Origin of the sequence: Granulicella sp. L56 (genome assembly GCF_009765835.1) — a bacterium.
In the GTDB taxonomy this organism is placed as follows: Bacteria; Acidobacteriota; Terriglobia; order Terriglobales; family Acidobacteriaceae; genus Edaphobacter.
In genome coordinates this window covers 432,714-450,512 of record NZ_LMUS01000001.1, presented here as the reverse complement: position 1 = coordinate 450,512, position 17,799 = coordinate 432,714, and the positions used below count along the sequence as shown (strand labels likewise).

Annotated in this window: 19 protein-coding genes and 1 riboswitch; of the genes, 17 read left to right on the top strand and 2 right to left on the bottom strand. The window is 59.1% G+C overall.

From position 1 onward, the window contains the following. The first annotated feature begins 94 nt into the window (after positions 1 to 94). The 11 genes from GSQ81_RS01895 to GSQ81_RS01845 all read left to right on the top strand — a co-directional run bounded on the left by GSQ81_RS01895 (position 95) and on the right by GSQ81_RS01845 (position 11,849). On the top strand, positions 95 to 1,324 hold the full coding sequence (locus tag GSQ81_RS01895) for a hypothetical protein (protein ID WP_254059935.1): 1,230 nt from the start codon (positions 95 to 97) through the stop codon (positions 1,322 to 1,324). An 85-nt stretch (positions 1,325 to 1,409) separates the two neighbouring features. Next, positions 1,410 to 1,724 carry a PspC domain-containing protein gene (locus GSQ81_RS01890; protein WP_158909046.1) on the top strand — a complete coding sequence of 105 codons (315 nt, stop codon included), beginning with the start codon at positions 1,410 to 1,412 and terminating at the stop codon, positions 1,722 to 1,724. A gap of 9 nt (positions 1,725 to 1,733) precedes the next feature. After that, a complete protein-coding gene (gene lysA / locus GSQ81_RS01885; protein WP_158909853.1) occupies positions 1,734 to 3,020 on the top strand; it encodes a diaminopimelate decarboxylase in 1,287 nt (428 codons plus the stop codon). Positions 3,021 to 3,104: 84 nt separating this feature from the next. Further along, complete coding sequence (locus GSQ81_RS01880; RefSeq protein WP_158909045.1) at positions 3,105 to 3,857, top strand: YebC/PmpR family DNA-binding transcriptional regulator; 753 nt, start codon at positions 3,105 to 3,107, stop codon at positions 3,855 to 3,857. An 81-nt stretch (positions 3,858 to 3,938) separates the two neighbouring features. Then, on the top strand, positions 3,939 to 4,691 hold the full coding sequence (locus tag GSQ81_RS01875; protein ID WP_254059933.1) for an acyloxyacyl hydrolase: 753 nt from the start codon (positions 3,939 to 3,941) through the stop codon (positions 4,689 to 4,691). A gap of 9 nt (positions 4,692 to 4,700) precedes the next feature. Beyond that, complete coding sequence (gene ftcD, locus GSQ81_RS01870; protein WP_158909044.1) at positions 4,701 to 5,630, top strand: glutamate formimidoyltransferase; 930 nt, start codon at positions 4,701 to 4,703, stop codon at positions 5,628 to 5,630. Beyond that, positions 5,623 to 5,819, top strand: a riboswitch (cobalamin riboswitch). Its footprint overlaps the gene before it by 8 nt. 152 nt (positions 5,820 to 5,971) lie before the next feature. Further along, positions 5,972 to 8,251 (top strand): 5-methyltetrahydropteroyltriglutamate--homocysteine S-methyltransferase, encoded by a 2,280-nt coding sequence (metE, locus tag GSQ81_RS01865; RefSeq protein WP_158909043.1) that lies wholly within the window; start codon positions 5,972 to 5,974, stop codon positions 8,249 to 8,251. Between the two features lie 189 nt (positions 8,252 to 8,440). Beyond that, positions 8,441 to 9,391: a hypothetical protein gene (locus GSQ81_RS01860; RefSeq protein WP_158909042.1), complete on the top strand. Its 951-nt coding sequence runs from the start codon at positions 8,441 to 8,443 to the stop codon at positions 9,389 to 9,391. Between the two features lie 186 nt (positions 9,392 to 9,577). Next, positions 9,578 to 10,039 carry a MarR family winged helix-turn-helix transcriptional regulator gene (locus GSQ81_RS01855; protein ID WP_158909041.1) on the top strand — a complete coding sequence of 154 codons (462 nt, stop codon included), beginning with the start codon at positions 9,578 to 9,580 and terminating at the stop codon, positions 10,037 to 10,039. 175 nt (positions 10,040 to 10,214) lie between these two features. After that, on the top strand, positions 10,215 to 11,087 hold the full coding sequence (locus GSQ81_RS01850) for a pirin family protein (RefSeq protein ID WP_158909040.1): 873 nt from the start codon (positions 10,215 to 10,217) through the stop codon (positions 11,085 to 11,087). A gap of 222 nt (positions 11,088 to 11,309) precedes the next feature. Next, the gene (locus GSQ81_RS01845) at positions 11,310 to 11,849 is read left to right on the top strand and encodes a YceI family protein (RefSeq protein ID WP_158909039.1); all 540 of its coding nucleotides are present in this window, start codon (positions 11,310 to 11,312) and stop codon (positions 11,847 to 11,849) included. A 217-nt stretch (positions 11,850 to 12,066) separates the two neighbouring features. Here the strand turns inward: GSQ81_RS01845 and GSQ81_RS01840 are convergent, their stop codons facing one another. Further along, positions 12,067 to 12,537 carry a chemotaxis protein CheX gene (locus tag GSQ81_RS01840; RefSeq protein ID WP_158909038.1) on the bottom strand — a complete coding sequence of 157 codons (471 nt, stop codon included), beginning with the start codon at positions 12,535 to 12,537 and terminating at the stop codon, positions 12,067 to 12,069. Between the two features lie 47 nt (positions 12,538 to 12,584). Further along, on the bottom strand, positions 12,585 to 12,974 hold the full coding sequence (locus tag GSQ81_RS01835; RefSeq protein ID WP_254059932.1) for a PleD family two-component system response regulator: 390 nt from the start codon (positions 12,972 to 12,974) through the stop codon (positions 12,585 to 12,587). Positions 12,975 to 13,112: 138 nt separating this feature from the next. On the opposite strand from GSQ81_RS01835, the gene GSQ81_RS01830 reads away from it, so the two are divergent. From GSQ81_RS01830 to GSQ81_RS01805, 6 genes are all read left to right on the top strand, one after another. Next, the gene (locus tag GSQ81_RS01830; RefSeq protein ID WP_158909851.1) at positions 13,113 to 13,871 is read left to right on the top strand and encodes a flagellar hook-basal body protein; all 759 of its coding nucleotides are present in this window, start codon (positions 13,113 to 13,115) and stop codon (positions 13,869 to 13,871) included. Between the two features lie 57 nt (positions 13,872 to 13,928). Continuing rightward, on the top strand, positions 13,929 to 14,717 hold the full coding sequence (gene flgG, locus GSQ81_RS01825; protein ID WP_158909036.1) for a flagellar basal-body rod protein FlgG: 789 nt from the start codon (positions 13,929 to 13,931) through the stop codon (positions 14,715 to 14,717). A gap of 40 nt (positions 14,718 to 14,757) precedes the next feature. Next, positions 14,758 to 15,258 (top strand): flagella basal body P-ring formation protein FlgA, encoded by a 501-nt coding sequence (locus tag GSQ81_RS01820; protein ID WP_158909035.1) that lies wholly within the window; start codon positions 14,758 to 14,760, stop codon positions 15,256 to 15,258. Continuing rightward, positions 15,255 to 16,094 carry a flagellar basal body L-ring protein FlgH gene (locus GSQ81_RS01815; protein ID WP_254059931.1) on the top strand — a complete coding sequence of 280 codons (840 nt, stop codon included), beginning with the start codon at positions 15,255 to 15,257 and terminating at the stop codon, positions 16,092 to 16,094. The genes GSQ81_RS01820 and GSQ81_RS01815 overlap by 4 nt, the downstream gene beginning before the upstream one ends. A 293-nt stretch (positions 16,095 to 16,387) precedes the next feature. Beyond that, positions 16,388 to 17,431: a flagellar basal body P-ring protein FlgI gene (locus tag GSQ81_RS01810; protein WP_254060041.1), complete on the top strand. Its 1,044-nt coding sequence runs from the start codon at positions 16,388 to 16,390 to the stop codon at positions 17,429 to 17,431. Then, complete coding sequence (locus GSQ81_RS01805; protein WP_158909033.1) at positions 17,428 to 17,760, top strand: hypothetical protein; 333 nt, start codon at positions 17,428 to 17,430, stop codon at positions 17,758 to 17,760. Before GSQ81_RS01810 ends, GSQ81_RS01805 begins: the two co-directional genes overlap by 4 nt. The last annotated feature ends 39 nt before the right edge of the window (positions 17,761 to 17,799 follow it).

Here is a 17,799-nt window from a genome sequence, read left to right as displayed (position 1 = left end):
AACTGTATAGTTTACGGTGACGAGCCGTCCAACACTATAGAGAGGTGCCTCCTGCCTCCGCAACCGATAGGCCCGAAACTATTTCCCGGAAACGATGACACTCAAACCGCCTACCCCAGCGATTCTAAGTTCTCTTTTGCTGCTGCTCGTGTTGACCGCGTCGGCTGGCGCACAGACCTATAACCGGGCCGACCATACCGACCCCATTAACCTCTCGCCGCTCGTTCAAGAGGCCCGCGTCGACTTCTACAACCTCGACTACGACGGCGCCCTTGCCCGTTTCGAGACTGTGCTCAAGGCCAATCCGCATAATCCGATGGCCATCGACTACGTGCTCACAACGATCGTCTTCCGCGAGCTCTATCATCAGGATTTACTCGATACCACCTATTATGCGCACAACAGCTTCCTCAGCTCCAAGCGCGAGGTCCCCGTCTCCGAGGCTACGCGGCAGCGCATTGAAGATCTTACCAATGGCGCCATCGATATCTGCGACAAGCTGATTCACGAGAACCCCAACGACAAGAACGCCTACTTTGCCCGCGGTTACGCTCGCGGAATACACGCCGCATTCATCACGCTGGTCGACCACAGCTACGTCTCGGCGGCACATCAGGGACTCGCCGCCCGCAACGACAGCGAGCAGGCGCTCAAGATCGATCCCGGCTATGCAGACGCCAAGATGGCAATCGGCATTCAACAGTTCGCCGTGGCCAGCCTGCCGCGCCTGCTGCGCATCATGGTCGGCATCGCCGGAGTCAACGGCAGTAAGGAAAAAGGCCTGCAGATGCTTCGCGAAGCCGCCGCGCAGGGCGTGGTCACTCCGGTCGAATCGCGCACGGCGCTCTCCCTCTTCCTGCGTCACGACGCCCGTTACCCCGAGGCGCTTGTCGTAGAGCAGGGACTCGCCGAGCAATTTCCCCACGACTATCTCTTCCGCCTCGAAGTGGCCAACATTACCAAGGACAGCGGCAACGGCCCGGCTGCGATTGCTGCCTACAAAGCCATCCTCGTGGACGCTGCGAAGCCGGGCTACTTCTACGATCCGCGTCTGCACATGACCTACTTTGGCCTCGCCGACACGCAACGCGGTCAGAATGATATCGCCGCCGCTGCAAAGAATTATCTTGAAGCCGCAGCGCAGCCCACCTGCAGCGACTGGCTTCGCCGCCGTGCCCAATTGAACGCAGGTGAGATGTTCGACCTGCTCCACAACCGCCCGGAAGCGATCAGGCAATACGAGCAGGCCAGCGCCGGAGGCGGCGACCAGTCGCAGGCCGATACCGCGCGCAAGTACCTGAAAGCCCCTTACGCGGGTAAATAAATGCCAGGGAACCAGACGAATAAAAGATGCGTAACTATGGCAAAATAGAGTTCGCTGCGATTTAGTCGTCCTTTGGAGGACTCCCATGTTCTGTAGCCATTGCGGAAAGCCCATCGAATCGTCGTCCCGTTTCTGCCCGGCCTGCGGAGCCACCATCAACTCTGCCCCGTTTACGGCGAACGCTTACCAGTCCGCGCCCCGGATGACCCGGCCGCTTACCAACCGAATGATTGCCGGCGTCTGCGCTGCCTTCGCTCTCCAGTACGGTTGGGATGTCACCGTGGTGCGGATCGTTACGGCATTGTTCATCATTCTTACCGGCGTGGGAGCCCTGGCCTACATCGCTGCCTGGGTCATCATCCCGCAGGAATCCTATCCAGTCTCCATGAAGAGCATTTAAGTTTTGACCCTGAAAAAAGCTGAACCCAAAGCTAGCCCTCGTCCCTTCGCCTATCGCAACCGCACGCTTCACTGCGACGGGGCTGACCTCTCCGCCCTCGCCGAAGATCACGGCACCCCGCTCTACGTCTACTCGGCGCAGCAGATCTCCGCACGCTTTCGGCTTTTTGAAGAGGCCTTCCAAGGCCAGCCGCATACCATCTGCTACGCGGTCAAAGCCAACTCGTCTCTGGCCATCCTTCGCCTGCTCGCGCAGCATGGAGCAGGCTTCGACATCGTCTCCGGCGGCGAGCTGGAGCGCGTCCGCAAGGCGCACAGGCCTGCACTGGCAAAGGTCGTCTTCTCAGGCGTAGGCAAGCAGGTCTGGGAGATCGACGCAGCTCTCAAGGCCAACATCCTCCTCTTCAACGTCGAGTCCGAGGCCGAGCTATACCTCCTCGCCGCCCGCGCCGAAACCCTTGGCATCCGCGCGCGCTTCGCCCTTCGCGTCAATCCCGACGTCTTCGCCGACACCCATCCCTATATCTCTACCGGCCTCAGCGAGCACAAGTTCGGCATCGACATCAAGGCCTCCCGCGCGATCTACCGCAAAGCGTCTAAGTCAAAGTGGCTCGACGCCGCCGGAGTCAGCGTCCACATCGGCTCGCAGATTCGCAAGGTCGATCCCTTCGCCGCAGCCACGGCTCGCGTCACCGCCCTCATCGCCGACCTCAAGAGCGATGGCCACAATATCCGCTACATCGACGCTGGCGGCGGCCTCGGCATCGACTACGGCACCACTGCCTTCGATCCAGCGCAGCAGGTGCAGAAGTACGCCGCTGCTCTCCGCAAAGGTCTCGCCACCGAATCTGCCCACCTCATCATCGAGCCGGGCCGCTTCATCGTGGCCCAGGCCGGAGCGCTGCTAACCCGCGTCCTCTTCGTCAAGAAGAACGGCTCCAAGACCTTCGTCATCACCGATGCCGGAATGAACGACCTCATCCGCCCCTCGCTCTACCACGCGCACCACGAGATCCTCCCCATCAAACAGCCGCGCACCGCGACCCCGTCCATCATGGCGGACATCGTTGGCCCAGTCTGCGAGTCGGGTGATTTCTTCGCTCGCGACCGTGTTCTTGCTGCCGTAAAGCCGGGTGATCTGGTCCTGATCCTCGACGCCGGGGCCTACGGCATGAGCCTGACCAGTAACTACAACAGCCGCCCTCGTCCAGCCGAGATTCTGGTCGAAGAGGGAAGCGCCAGGCTCATTCGCCGCCGCGAAACCATGCGTGACCTGCTGGCTCCAGAGGTACTCTAAGGCGTCCTCAGCGTGCTAAACTCACAAGGTCGCCGGGATTCGCCAACGGATGGGTTTTCGGCAAAATCACCACTGAGGTAGTACATGTCCGGCCATTCAAAATGGGCCACAATCAAGCATAAAAAGGGCGCGCTTGACGCCAAACGTGGCAAGATCTTCACCCGTCTGATCAAGGAAATCACCATCGCTGCCAAAACTGGCGGCGGCGGCGACCCAGACGGCAATCCCCGTCTCCGTGGCGCGATCGTCGCGGCCAAGGCGGAGAACATGCCCGCCGACAACATCAAGCGCGCCATCCAGCGCGGCACCGGCGAGCTCGAAGGCATCTCCTATGAGGAGATTACTTACGAGGGCTACGGTCCCGGCGGGGTAGCAGTCATTGTCGATGTGCTCACCGACAATAAGAACCGTGCCGTCAGCGAAATTCGCCATGCCTTTTCCAAGAATGGCGGCAACCTCGGCGAATCCAATTCCGTTGGCTGGATGTTCTCGAAAAAAGGCGTCATCGTCATCGCCAAATCGGCAGCTAGCGAGGACAAGCTTACCGAGATCGTCCTCGACGCCGGAGCGGAAGACCTGAGCGACGAAGGCGAAAATTGGGAAGTGCTCTGCGACCCCAAGGACTTCGAGGCGGTCACCAACGCGCTGAAGGCCGCGAATATCACGCCCGAGCACGCCGAGGTCACCAAGATCGCTTCGACTTACACCAAGCTCGAAGGCTCTCAGGCAAATGCCATGATTCGGCTGCTGGAAGTGCTCGAAGATCTAGACGACACGCAAAACGTCTACTCCAACTTCGACATGGATGAAGCTGCGATGGCAAATGCAGGACATTAACCAAAGCGGTCAACGATTCACATCAGGCCGCCGCTTATCGGCGGCCTTTCTTCTGCAACAGGTGGCAAACGGAGCGACATAGTGACCAAGGGATTTCGCGGCATAGCAAGACCACTCATCGGGATATTCGCTCTTGCACTCTCTGCTCACTTCGCAACCGCGCAGGCTCTGGCGACAAACAGCGACGCAAACCCTTTCCACGCCAACTCCGGCAAACTGCCGTTAGAGTTGGGCGTGCTCGTTCAGAGCGGAGTCGGCTTGACGGAGGACCGCAACAGCTTCAAATTCCTGATGGCTGGTGTTCATGCGGGAAAAGTCCTCACCGGCGATTATCTGCCCGGCCCGCTGCACGGTAACTTCGAGTATGCGGTCGAGGTCTTCCCCTTCTGGCAGTCCTACACGCCGAAGTTCCAGCGCGCCAACTGCACGACTGCCCCCAACTCGCCTGACCTGTCCTGTTCGCCCCTCTACACCGTAGGCGGAACCTACAGCGGTATCTCCATCACCCCCATCATCCTGCGTTGGAACTTTACCGGTACACGCCGCATCTCACCATGGATACAAGGTGCGGGAGGGGTTCTTTGGACAAACCACAAATACCCAGCGTTTGGCGGCCAGCCTCTGAGTGTCTTCAACGACGGCCCCAACACCGACGCCAGCGTGTGGAACTTCACTCCGCAGGGAGGCGTCGGGGTTCACTACTTCCTTCGGCCTCGCCGCTCCATCGACTTCGGCGCCAACGCGGTGCATATCTCCTCGGCCTCGCTCGGCGACAAAAACCCCGGAGTGAATGCCAGTGTCCAATTCACGATCGGCTATTCCTGGTGGAAGTAAGACGGGCCTATGAATCCTGACGCGATCATCGAGTGTGTCCCCAACTTTTCTGAAGGTACCGATCCGGCGAAGGTAGCTAAAATCGTCGCGGCGATGCAGGTCGAAGGCGTAAGCCTGCTCGACTGGTCGCTCGATACGGCGCACAATCGCTCCGTCATCACTGTTGCAGGACCACCGGCAGCGGTGATTGCGGCAGCAGTCAAGTCTGTCGGCAAGGCGGCAGAGCTGATCGACCTCACCAAGCAGAAAGGCGTTCATCCTCGCATCGGCGCTGCGGACGTCGTCCCGTTCATCCCCGTCAGCGGCATCTCGATGGCGGAGTGCGCCGTGCTGGCGCGGCAGGCAGGTCTGCTGATATGGAGAACCTACGGCGTTCCTGTCTACTTTTACGGAGCCGCCGCCGCACGTCCCGATCGCGTCCAGCTTGAAGAGGTACGCAAAGGCCAGTTCGAGGGACTGCGTGAAGCAACGCGCCGTGATTCATCCCGCAGCCCAGATATTGGCGGGCCAGGGCTGCACGAGACGGCAGGCGCTTCCGCTGTTGGAGCGCGGAACTTCCTCATCGCCTACAACGTGCATCTGCACCAGCCGGACATCTCCGCTGCACGCGCCATCGCTCGCGACATCCGCGCCTCGAATGGTGGTTTGCATGGAGTGAAGGCTATCGGCGTCGTCGCCAATGGCCGCGCCCAGGTGAGCATGAACATCACCGAATTCCGCATCACTCCCATGCGACACATTCACGCGACGATCCAGCATCTCGCGCAGCGGCACGGCGTTCTCATCGACGACGCTGAACTCATCGGCCTTATTCCCGAAGAGGCCTACGAAGCGGATTCGGAGTGGGTAAAGCAGATCACCGGCTTCGATCCTGCGCTCAAAGTTCTGGAGCGGCGGTTGGAGCAGCCGCTCGCGTGGCCTCCGTCTGATGTAAAGTGAAAGATGTGCAGGTGCAAGACCTCGGTCTTGTTAAACGGGAAGCCGGTGAGATTCCGGCGCTGACTCGCAGCGGTGATGGGAACGAACAACGCAAGGCCCTGGCCAAGCACTGTTCTTGAAAAAGAATGGGAAGCGGCGTTTAGTAGGTAGCCCAAAGTCCGAAGACCGGCCCGCCGCCACCACCGCGGAAGAGACGTTGCGTCTCCCACTGCGGCTGCGCTGAGGACACTGGTCTCGAGTATGGGCCGGTTGCCAATGTTCCGTCGACTCCGCTACTGCGGAAGCGACGATGCCTGCGCATAAGGTGGTTCCTTCGTTTCATCAGGAGAGGAACCCACACAATGTTATCGCCTTCACTATCAACTGCAAATCCTGTAACCGCAAATTTGGGATATCCACGTATCGGTCGCCATCGCGAGCTTAAATTCGCGCTGGAAGATTTCTGGCGCGGCCGTTTGAGCGAGACCGATCTGCTGGCAACCGCAAAGACCTTGCGACAGCGCAACTGGCAACTACAAAAAGATGCCGGTCTCGATGTCATTCCCAGCAACGACTTCTCGTTCTACGATCAGGTGCTCGACGCGCTGGTGCTCATCGGTGCAACTCCGTCACGCTTCGGCGCTGGACCAGTCACGCTCACCCGCTACTTCCAGATGGCACGCAACAGCAACGAGCAGACTGCCATGGAGATGACCAAGTGGTTCGACACGAACTATCACTACCTGGTCCCGGAGTGGAGCGACGATCTCGCATTCACGCCCTACACGACAAAGCTGCTGGCCGAGTTTGCCGAAGCGAAAAGCCTCGGTATCGCAACCAGGCCGGTCTTGATAGGTCCTATTACCTTGTTGCTGCTTGGTAAAGCCGTCGATGGCATCGATCCGTTGGACCTTTTGCCTCGACTCCTGAACGCTTATCGCAAGGTGCTGGGCGAGCTTGCCGCAGCAGGCGCGGAGTGGGTTCAGATCGATGAGGCTGCTCTCGTCACCGATCTTCCTGAAGGCTATGCCGAGGCGTTTCGCTCCGCCTACGCCGAGCTTGCCAGCGTTCCGCTCAAGCTGATGCTGACGACTTACTTTGGCGAGCTGGGCGACAATCTCGAACTGGCTTGCTCGCTTGGCACTGCCGGATTGCATATTGATGCTGTTCGAGCGTCTGAGCAAGTTGCTGAAGTGGTTGAACAGTTGCAATCGCATCAGACGCTCAGCCTTGGATGCGTCGATGGCCGTAATATCTGGCTCGCCGATCTGAAGGCACTGCATCAGGTCGTTGCTTCCGTTACCGCAAAGATCGGTGCAGAGCGGTTGCAGCTTGCGCCATCCTGTTCGCTGCTGCACGTTCCTTATGACACCGCCGATGAAGACAAGCTCGATCCGCGAGTGCTGAGCTGGCTCAGCTTCGCAAAGCAAAAGGTGGAAGAGCTTGTCCAACTTGCGCAGGGACCTGAAGTAGCTGCCGCAGCCTTTGCGGAGAATCGCCGTCGCCACGAAGACCGTCTTGTCGCAGAGAGCAGCACTAACAAGGTCGTTCGCGGACAGCTCGCCACACTGTCCGAAGGAGCCTTCCGGCGCAAGTCGCCTTACAAACAGCGTGTCACTGTGCAACGGCAGGAGCTTGGTCTTCCTCTGCTGCCGACAACCACCATCGGCTCCTTTCCGCAGACGCAGGAGGTTCGCAAGCAGCGAGCCGCACACAAGAAAGGCACGATCTCGGATGCGAAGTACAACGATTTTCTGAAACAGAAGACCGAGGAATGCATCCGCGAACAGGAGCAGATTGGGCTCGACGTTCTCGTCCATGGCGAGTTCGAGCGCAACGACATGGTCGAGTACTTTGGCGAGCATCTTGCCGGATTTACCTTCACCTCGAACGGCTGGGTGCAGAGTTATGGCTCGCGCTGTGTAAAGCCGCCGATCATCTATGGCGATGTCTCGCGAGCCCGTCCCATCACGGTCGAGTGGAGCAGCTATGCCAACTCGCTCACCACTAAGCCAATGAAGGGAATGCTTACCGGTCCCATCACCATTTTGCAATGGTCGTTCGTTCGCAACGACATTTCCGAAAGGGACGTTGCCTGGCAGATCGGGCTGGCCTTACGCGAAGAGGTTCAAGACCTCGAAGCGGCGGGCATCCGCGTCATTCAGGTGGACGAGCCTGCGCTGCGCGAAGGGCTTCCGCTGCGGCGGTCGGAGTGGCCAGCTTACCTTGACTGGTCGGTCAAAGCGTTTCGGCTGGCTACGTCCGGCGTTACGGATGGCACGCAGATCCATACGCATATGTGCTACTGCCAGTTCGAAGACATCCTGTCGTCGATTGCTGCGTTGGATGCAGACGTTATCTCGATGGAGACGGCGCGGTCGCGCATGGAGATGCTTCATGCGTTCAAGCGGCATGGTTACCCCAACGAAATCGGGCCGGGTATCTATGACATTCATTCGCCGCGAGTTCCGGCGAAGGAGGAGATGGTCGGGCTCCTGCAACTGGCGCTTGAGGTGCTTCGGCCGGAGCAGCTCTGGGTCAACCCGGACTGCGGTCTCAAGACCCGCGCCTGGCCGGAGACGATTGAAGCGCTTACCAATCTCTGTCAGGCGGCAGTGGAGGTACGTGCCGGGCTTGTCTAAATAAAACGGGATGCCGGGGCCGTTTTTTTGCGGCCCCGGTATTGCGAAGATGCCTGTTTTGAATACTTCACCCAACCTTCTTTCGCAGGGTGCGTCCAAAGTGGGAGCCCTATTGCTTGCGTCTCGCCGTGTTTCACGGAAGAATAGAAGGGTTGGGCCGCAAAACCCCGCGGCCAAGGAGTTACTTCATTGCGTATCCTGTACCGTCACCTTCTTCCCATCGCTGTGCTTGCCCTTTCGGCCACCTTTTCTCAGGCGGCTGAGTTGTCGAGTGACGCCAAGTCGGCGATTCCTAAAGATGTCCAGCAGATCATCGTCGTGGACTACCGTGCCATGCAGAACTCGAGTGCCGCGATGGCGCTCAAGGAGCAGGTTCTGCCGCCCGAGCTGAAGCGGCTGGAGACGGCGCTGAAGAATGCCAAGCTCAACGTGGACAAGGACGCCGACGTACTGGCGTTTGCGTCGTTCAAAGACCCGAGCGGGCAGGGAACCAGGACCGTCGGCATCGCGCAGGGCCAGTTTCAGACGCAATCCATTCTGGCTAGCTTTGCCAAGAGCAAGGCCAAGACGACCGTGGTCCGCAATAACACCATCTACCCCATGGGATCGGCCGGAACGAGCGTCGTTTTTCTGGACCAGACCACAATGGTCTTCGGCGACAAGGCTGCGGTCAAGATGGCAATTGACGCGCGGGACGGTATTATTCCGAACTTTCTAAGCAACGGCGAGATGGTCAACGACATGGGAACGGTGGACCAGCGGGCGATCTGGAGCCTGCTCGACGCCAAAGGCACGCAGACGATGATGCGCAGCGTGCTGGGCGACGCCGCGCAGTTGACCGACTACGACACCGTTCGCAACCGGATGAAGAGCTCGCGCTACACCCTGGACTTCGACAACGGGGTGAAGTTCGACATGGCGGTGGTGATGTCCGACACGATGACGGCGGCGACCTGTGCCACCCTGATGAAGGGCATGCTGATTATGAAGAAGACGTCCGGCAGCCAGATGGAGAAGTCGGCGCTGGAGCGGACTACGATCGATTCCAACTCAGGGACGTTGACCGTGGACTACTCTTCCTCCGACAGTGAGTTCGCCGGGCTGCTCAGCTCACCGCTCTTCCAGTCCGTTGTTAAATAGTTCGATACTAAATAGTTGAATACCTCAACTATTTAGTATCGAACTAAATTCTCGCATTCGACCTCGGGCTCACCGCCGCTGGCACGACTCCGCCAATCGGCATCCTGAAACTCTTTGACAGTGATTTTGCAGTCCGGTATCTTTCTTGAATCTTTATCTTGATATCAAGCATCTTTATAACAAGACATGAATGATCTCACAAAAACCGGAAGCGAGACCGATACCAGCGGGATTCATCTTTGGCTGGTCCTCTGGAAGGCGATGCGCTCGCTCGAGGCCCATGCGATGCGGAACATCGGCGGATTTGGGATGGGGCAGAGCGACTTCGGGGTTCTGGAGGCGCTGCTGCATCGCGGGCCGCTGAGCGTGAAGCAGATTGGAGCCAAGGTGTTGTTGACCAGCGGTTCGATGACGGCGGCGGTCGACCGGCTGGAGGCGCGTGGCCTCGTGACTCGGCAGGACGACGCGGAGGACCGGCGGTCGCGGATTATTCACCTGACCGATGCCGGAAGAGAGTTGATCGAGAGGGCGTTTGCCGAACACCGCGAAGCGATGGAAGAGGCAGTCGCCGGGTTCCCGGTGGAGGAGAGGGCAGCGCTGATCGAGTCTTTGCGGCGGTTAGGACGGCTGGCCGAGGGGAAGTTTTGAGATGGGAGCGGGTCGAAGCTGCGAGCAAACCGCAGGTCCTTCGACTGCGCCTCTCGCGATAAGACGGCGAGAGGCTGCGCTCAGGATGACAATTTTGATCAACTCGTTTTCTTATCTTTCATTTTTCAGGTAAGTGAAGGCAAGTGGCGTTGAAGGACGCCGGAAGGAGTAAGTGATGGCAGAGCAGAAAAAAGTGCTGGGCGTATATGGACCGGGATCGAACCACTGGGTTGGTGACGGCTTTCCGGTGAGGAACCTGTTTCCGTCGAATGGGCTGGAAGCGGAGGTCAATCCGTTCCTGATGCTCGACTATGCGGGACCGAATGAGTTCAAGCCGTCGGGCAAGACTCCGGGAGTCGGGCAGCATCCGCACCGTGGCTTTGAGACGGTGACGATTGCGTACCAAGGCTCGGTGGAACATCGCGACTCGGCGGGGAACTCGGGGGTGATCTTCCCTGGAGACGTGCAGTGGATGACGGCGGCTTCGGGCGTGGTGCACGAGGAGATGCATGAGAAGGAGTTCGCCCGCAAGGGAGGGACCTTTGAGATGGTGCAGCTCTGGGTGAACCTGCCCAAGGCGGTGAAGATGTCGAAGCCTCGCTACCAGGCGATTACGAAGGAGCAGATTCCGGTTGTGGAGTTTGGGACGGGCGGATATGCACGGGTGATCGCGGGGGAGTTCAACGGAGTCAAAGGGCCTGCCCTTACCTTTACGCCGGTCAATCTGTTTGACGTGGTGTTGAAGGCTGGAGAGAAAGTCGAGATTCCCTTGCCGGAGGGGCATAATGCCTCGATTGTGTTGAGGAAGGGAGATGTCTCCATTGATGGAGCGCACTCGCTGATGGGCGAGGCTCGGATTGCGACGTTGAGCCAGTCGGGGATCGGTGTTGCCATTGAGGCGAAGGAGGACTCGACGCTGCTGGTGCTGAGCGGAGAGCCTATCCAGGAGCCGGTGGCCAGCTATGGGCCGTTTGTGATGAACACGCGGGAGGAGCTGGTGCAGGCTGTAGAGGACTACAAGGCAGGCAAGATGGGACAGCTCGCGTAAGGAGCGGCTGCTATGGAAGAGATCCCTCCGCGGAAGGCTTCGCGGCGATTTGCACTGGTTTGGATGAGGCAATGACACAGACAAGTGCGAAATACAGGGGTCTCTCCACTCCGCTGCGCTTCGGTCGAGATGACGTGCGAGTTCTTAATAGAGTCTAAGAGGATTTATGGAACATCATGCAATACAAACCATCACGCTTGACCAACCAAGGAGAGAAGACCGATGAAGACTGTATATGAGATAGATCCGGCGCACTCGAGTGCGCAGTTCACGATTCGCCACCTTATGATTTCGAACGTGCGTGGTGACTTCAAGAGTGTGAAGGGCACGGTTGTCTTTGACCCGGAGAACCTTGCGGCTTCGAGCATTGAGGCGGAGATCGACGTCAACTCGCTCAACACGCGCGATGAGAACCGCGATGCTCATGTGAAGAGCGCGGAGTTTTTCAATGTCGAGAAGTATCCTTCGATTACGTTCAAGAGCACGAAGGTGGAACGTGAGGGCGAGGGCGAATTCAAGGTCACGGGAAATCTTACGATTCTGGGCGTGAGCAAGGAAGTGGTACTGAAGGTCGAAGGGCCTTCCGACGAGGCGAAGGACCCCTGGGGCAATCTCCGTATCGGTGCTTCGGCCACGACCAGGATCAAGCGCAGCGAATATGGGCTGACGTGGAATGCGGCGCTCGAGACCGGCGGCGTAATGCTGGGCGACGACGTGAAGATCGAGCTTGACGTTGAGCTGGTGAAGCAGAAAGCGGTCTAGATCGATGGCGTATCAAGCGTGAGCGGAGCGGTATAGATCGGGCCTTCAGCCCTTTACTGATTGGGGGGCTGGGTACCTGGGGCTTTGCCCCAGGCTAGTATAAATCGCGCCGTTGGCGCTTGGTGCGAGGCGCTATCGCTGCGGGCGCTCTCTATGCCTTATCTTTATGGGCGGTCTTTATAACTTATTGGTTGAGTGGCACTGCTTTGCTTCTCGATTAAAAGGCGAGGACGATGCCGAAGACGTTGCCCTGGAAGGAGTAGGTGCGGCTGAACTTGGTGCCGAACTTGCCCTCCAGGGCGCCGAGGCCCTCGCGGGTGACGGCGGGGACGGAGATGAGGCAGCCTGCCTGCGGGTGTTCGAGCTTGCTCTTCCATCCGCCGGCGATCATGTTGCACAACTCGCCGATGGCGTCGTCGACCATGGGATCGGCGGGCTCGGAGGAGGCTGTCCCGAGCAGGGCTTCGGCGGTGACAGCAGCGGTGGCGGGGCTGGCGTAGAGGATGCACTCGCCGGAGACGGCGCCGGTGAACTGGATGCGGGCGACGATTCTGCCGTCGATGATGTTGACGTCCCCGTCCATGGGGTCGCAGCTTCGCTCGAGCATCATCTCGAATACCTCGGAGACGGCGGTGTCGAGTCGGTTCGCCATTTCGGCGTGCGGGGTGGGATTCTCGGTTGCCAGCATGTGTCCTCTTTTTGTTTAGAAGTTGGGATCGACGGTTGTCGGTGAGACTAAGCCACTCGCAGCAGAGGCACGACGCGTGCCTTGACCTGTTCGGCGGTGAAGGGCTTGCAGATGTAGCCCATTGCTCCGGCGGAGATGGCGCGGAGGACGAGCGGCTCGCTGCCCTCGGTGGTGATCATGACGACGGGGATCCCGATGCCGAGCTTTTCGTTGCGCCGCTGCTCGAGGAATTGCAGGCCGTCCATCACCGGCATATTAATGTCGCTGAGAATCAGGGACAGCGGGTTGGGCTTGCCGCTGTCGTCGCGCAGGGCCTGCAGGGCTTCTTCGCCGTTGGAGGCCTGTAATACTTCGGTGAGTTCGAGGCCAGCCTGGCGAAGCGCCCGTTCGATCACCTTCCTCATCACTGCTGAATCATCAATAATCAGAGCTCGCAACCCACCCCTCCGGTAGTACATCTCGATCTGTTTGCTGTATCGGCTGATGGGCTGGAAGCTTGAGGGGACGAAGGCGTTCTTAATTTTCTCTAACCCCGCGTGGCACGACTTCGGCCACTGACCTGCATTATCACGGGCATGGATAGCGGCTTATATGCGGCATACACAGGGCTGTTGGCGCGCACGCAGGCGCTCGACACCGCGGCCAACAATCTGGCGAATGCGGGAACGACGGGCTTTCGGGCGGCGCGGGACTATTTCAGCGGCGTGCTGACGGGCGGGATGGACCAGGCTACTTCGGCTGGAGCGTCGCAGGTCGGACAGTCGGTCAATGACTTTGGCGTTCTCGGCGGCAACCTGCTGGACATGGGGCAGGGAGAGTTGACGGCGACAGGCGATCCTCTGGACTTCGCCTTGCAGGGGCAGGGATTTTTTGCGATCCAGACAGCGAACGGCGTTCGCTACACGCGCGATGGCTCGTTTCGGCGGTCGGCTGCCGGGATGCTGGAGACGAGTGCAGGGGAGCCGGTGCTCGACATCAACCAGCAGAGCATTACGATTCCGAGCGGGGCTGTGCATCTGGGGCCGGACGGGAGCATCTCCGTGACGACGCAGGATGGAAACGCCATTGTGGGACAGGTGGGCGTCTTCGACTTCAGCGACCGGTCGGTGCTCGAGGCCGAGGGGACGAACCGTTTTTCGGCAGATGGGGCGAAGCCGGTGGCGGGAAAGGCCTCGTTGATTCAGGGGTCGGTCGAAGGATCGAACGAGGATGCGATTCACGGCACGATGCAGATGGTGCTGGTGCAGCGACAGGCAGAGATGATGCAGAAGGCGCTCAGCGTCTTTGACAACAGCTTCGATAAGGTTGCGGCGGAGGACCTGCCGCGGGTTTGACACGAACGGCACGGCGCTGGGGAAGGCCTGCCCAAACAGAAGGGAATGGAGTAGACGATGATTCGAGCGTTGTATACGGCGGCCAGCGGCATGAGCGCGCAACAGGCAAATCTGGACACGGTGGCGAACAATCTCGCCAACTCCGCGACGGCCGGATTTCGCGAGCGGCGATTGCAGTTCGAGGACATGATCTATCAGAACGTGATCGTGCCGGGATCGGCAGAGAGCACGCAGACGGATTCGGCGGGGTTGCAGATCGGCCTGGGAACGAAGTCGTCGGCCAGCGAGGTCATCATGACGCAGGGAGACTTCAACTCCACTGGCAACACGCTGGATCTGGCGATCCAGGGGAGCGGATTCTTTCAGGTGTCGCAGCCGGATGGAACGATTGCGTATACGAGGGCAGGGAGCTTTCACAGGAATAACCAGGGGACGATGGTGACTGCGGACGGCGACACCGTGCTGCCCGCGATTACGATTCCATCGAACGCGACCAACATCACTATCTCGGCGTATGGCATTGTGACGGCGACGATTCCCGGACAGACAGCGGCGGCGCAACTGGGGACGATCCAGTTAGCGACGTTCGTGAATCCGGGTGGATTGAATTCGGTTGGCGGCAATCTTCTGATGCCGACTGATTCTTCGGGCAATGCGATTACGGATGTTCCGGGTGGAAACAGTGGGATGGGGACGCTGCAGCAGGGCGGCCTGGAGAACTCGAACGTCGACGTGGTGGCGGAGTTTGTACAGATGATCCTGGCGCAGCGCGCGTACGAGAGCAACTCCAAGGTCGTGCATGTGGCCGACGATATGTATTCGCAGATCAACGGAATGATTCGATAGGTGCGCTATGGAGAATCGGTTCTGCTCGCGTAGATGGATTTTGTTGAGCTTGATTGCGCTGGTGGGATTGCAGAGCGCGACTGCCTTTGCGGCGGCTTGTGCTGAAACGCCCGCGGCTGCCATGAGATTGGCGGGAGCGAAGGCTGCGCCTTCGTCGATGCCGGATGACAAGGGCTACCGCGTGGCCAGCGTTCGCTGGGACCCGGTGATGCAGCAGAGTTGGGCGACGATTGTGAGCTGCGGGCATCCTGAGTGGCCTGGAGTTTCGCTTCGCACGGATGAAACGAGCGATGCACAGCGTGGATTGAGCGCGCAGGCTCGTGTGGAGCGCTCTCCATTGGTTCGCGCAGGCGACATCGTTGAGCTTTGGCGGCAGGAAGATCTGCTGCGGATAGAAGTGAGCGGCGTTGCCGAACAGAGCGGGAGTATGGGCGAGACTATTCGCGTGCGCTTGTTGCGGCGACAAGGCAGCAATCAATCGGTGGAAGAGCAATTCAGGGGTATCGTTCACGGGCATGCAGACGTGGAGATGCAGCCATGACCGATCTCATGCTGATTGGCTGGGGGATGAAGACGAAGGATTGGCCAGGAGTTGAGTTTACGCCGGCGGTTGCAACGCCGATGCCTCCGCGACAACCGCGAAAGGGGGGAATGGGACCATTTGTTGCAGGGATGATTGGCCTGCTGCTGTTGCTGATGGCTGCCTGTTCGCTTCATGCACAGGTTCAGGCGATCAAGAAGGCGTTGGCGCCGAAGCCGAGCGTTGCCGAGACGTCGCTCGACTCTTATCTGGAACGGGTACGCACCGCGAACTCGAATGTGCTGCCGACGCCGGGTTCGATCTGGACGGACAACGGGCGGCTGACCCGCATGAATACAGATGTTCGCGCGATGCGGCCTCACGACCTGATCTCGGTGGTGGTGGAGGAGAACCTCGCCGCGTCGACGGATGGAACGGTGAAGAATTCGCGCACTTCGAATGCAAACTCCGGAATCTCCGGATTGATTGGAACGCTGCACGCGGGCAATGCCCTTCAGAATTTAATCAATATGAATGCTGCGTCGGGACTGAATGCCCAGGGCACGAGCGCGACCAATTCGAGTTTGAGCACCGTGTTCGGCGGTCAGGTGATGGCGGTGCTTCCGAATGGAATTCTTGTGATCGAAGCGGCCCGGCAGGTTGAGTTCAGCCAGCAGACGCAGACGATTGTCCTTCATGGGCTGGTGCGGCCTGAGGACATCTCTCAACAGAATCAGGTGCTTTCGACTGCGATTTCAAGCCTTGAGCTCGAGGTTCGCGGGAAGGGCATCGTCAACGACTACACCCATCGTCAGAATGCGCTGGTCCGGCTTCTGCAACAGATCCTGATCTTCTGAGGAGCTGTTTAAAACTGGAGGCTTAACACCGATTTGCAGCGATGACACCGATCAGGAACAGGCAACAGCAAGGACAAGGACGAAATACAGGGGTCTCTCCACTACGCTTCGCTCCGGTCGAGATGACGTGGTTCAAAAATTCTAAACAGATTGTAAGTGGATGCGCCATGATTGCGAGAGTGAGTGACTTGAGAGTGTCGACGATACTGGAAAGAAAAATTGTCTGCCGTGGGTTGGCGCTGGTTGGCCTGCTTGCGTTGGCGTTGCCGGGGTTTGCTGTCGATGCGCCGGAGATGCCGCAGAGAGAGGCGCGAGTGAAGGATATCGCCTCGATTGAGGGCATCCGCGACAATCAACTGGTTGGCTATGGCATCGTGGTTGGCCTGCAGGGCACGGGCGATAGCCAGCAGACGACCTTTCCTGCGCAGACGTTGGCTGCGACCTTGTTGCGCATGGGAGTCAGTGTTCCGGCGACGTCGATCCGGGTGCAGAACCTCGCGGCTGTCTTTGTGGAAGCGACGCTGCCGCCGTTTGCGCGACCTGGAACGAAGCTGGATGTGACTGTCTCCTCTGCTGGCGATGCTAGAAGTCTTGAGGGTGGGTTGCTTTTGATGACTCCGCTCTATGGTGCCGATGGCAAGATCTATGCGCAGGGGCAGGGACCGCTGGTGGTGGGTGGTTACTCGGTCAGCGTGAATGGGAATACGAAACAGTACAACCATCCCAATACGGCGCGGGTTCCTTATGGAGCAATCGTGGAGCGGGGTGTGCCTCTGGATTTGGAAGGGCGAAGCAAGTTTTCACTGCTGTTGAACGATGCGGATTTTCGGACGGCCGAGGCCGTGTCGCAGGCGATCAATCATGAGCTGGGAAGGCAGGCCGCTCATGCGCTCGACAGCAGGCAGATCGATCTCTCGGTCGTGCACGGAGAGGATGTTCCAGAGTTGCTGGCGCAGGTGGAATCGGTGGAGGTGCCGGTCTTTCCGAGGGCGAAGGTCGTGGTCAATGAACGGACAGGAACGGTGGTCATCGGAGGAACGGTGGTGCTGCAACCGGTGTCGATCCTGCACGGCGGTCTGGCGATCAACGTGGTGAGCCAGTTCGAGGTATCGCAGCCGAACGCTTTCTCGTCTGGAGGCACGAGCCAGGTGGTGCAGCAGACGAGAGTTACCGCGCGGGATAAACCTGTGAACAGCATTGAGTTGAAGCAGGGAGCGACGGTCGATGATCTGGTGCGCAGCCTGCAGACGATCGGCGCTTCGGCGCGAGACGTGATCTCGATTCTTCAGGCGATGAAGTCCGCGGGCGCTTTGGAGGCGGAGATTGAGGTGTTATGAAGATTGATGCGACGATAGCGAGCAGTGCTCCGCCAGCGACGACGACCACAGCTAAGAATCCGAAGCTGGTCAATGCTGCTCAGCAGTTCGAGTCGATGATGCTGCAGGAGATGTTGAAGCCGATGCGCTCTGGCGAGGATAGCTGGGGCGGGGATGACGAGAAGAGCAGCGATAGTTCGATGGATACGATCAGCAGCTTTGGGACAGAGGCCGTGGCCACGGCGATATCCAAGGGCGGAGGGCTCGGCATCGCCCGGCAGGTGATTCGACAGGTGACGCAGGAGCATCAGCGGGAGACGCAAAAAGCGTCGCACGGTACTAAAGTTTAGTGAGACTGCGCCGATAGATTCAAGTAGACGGAGGAACAC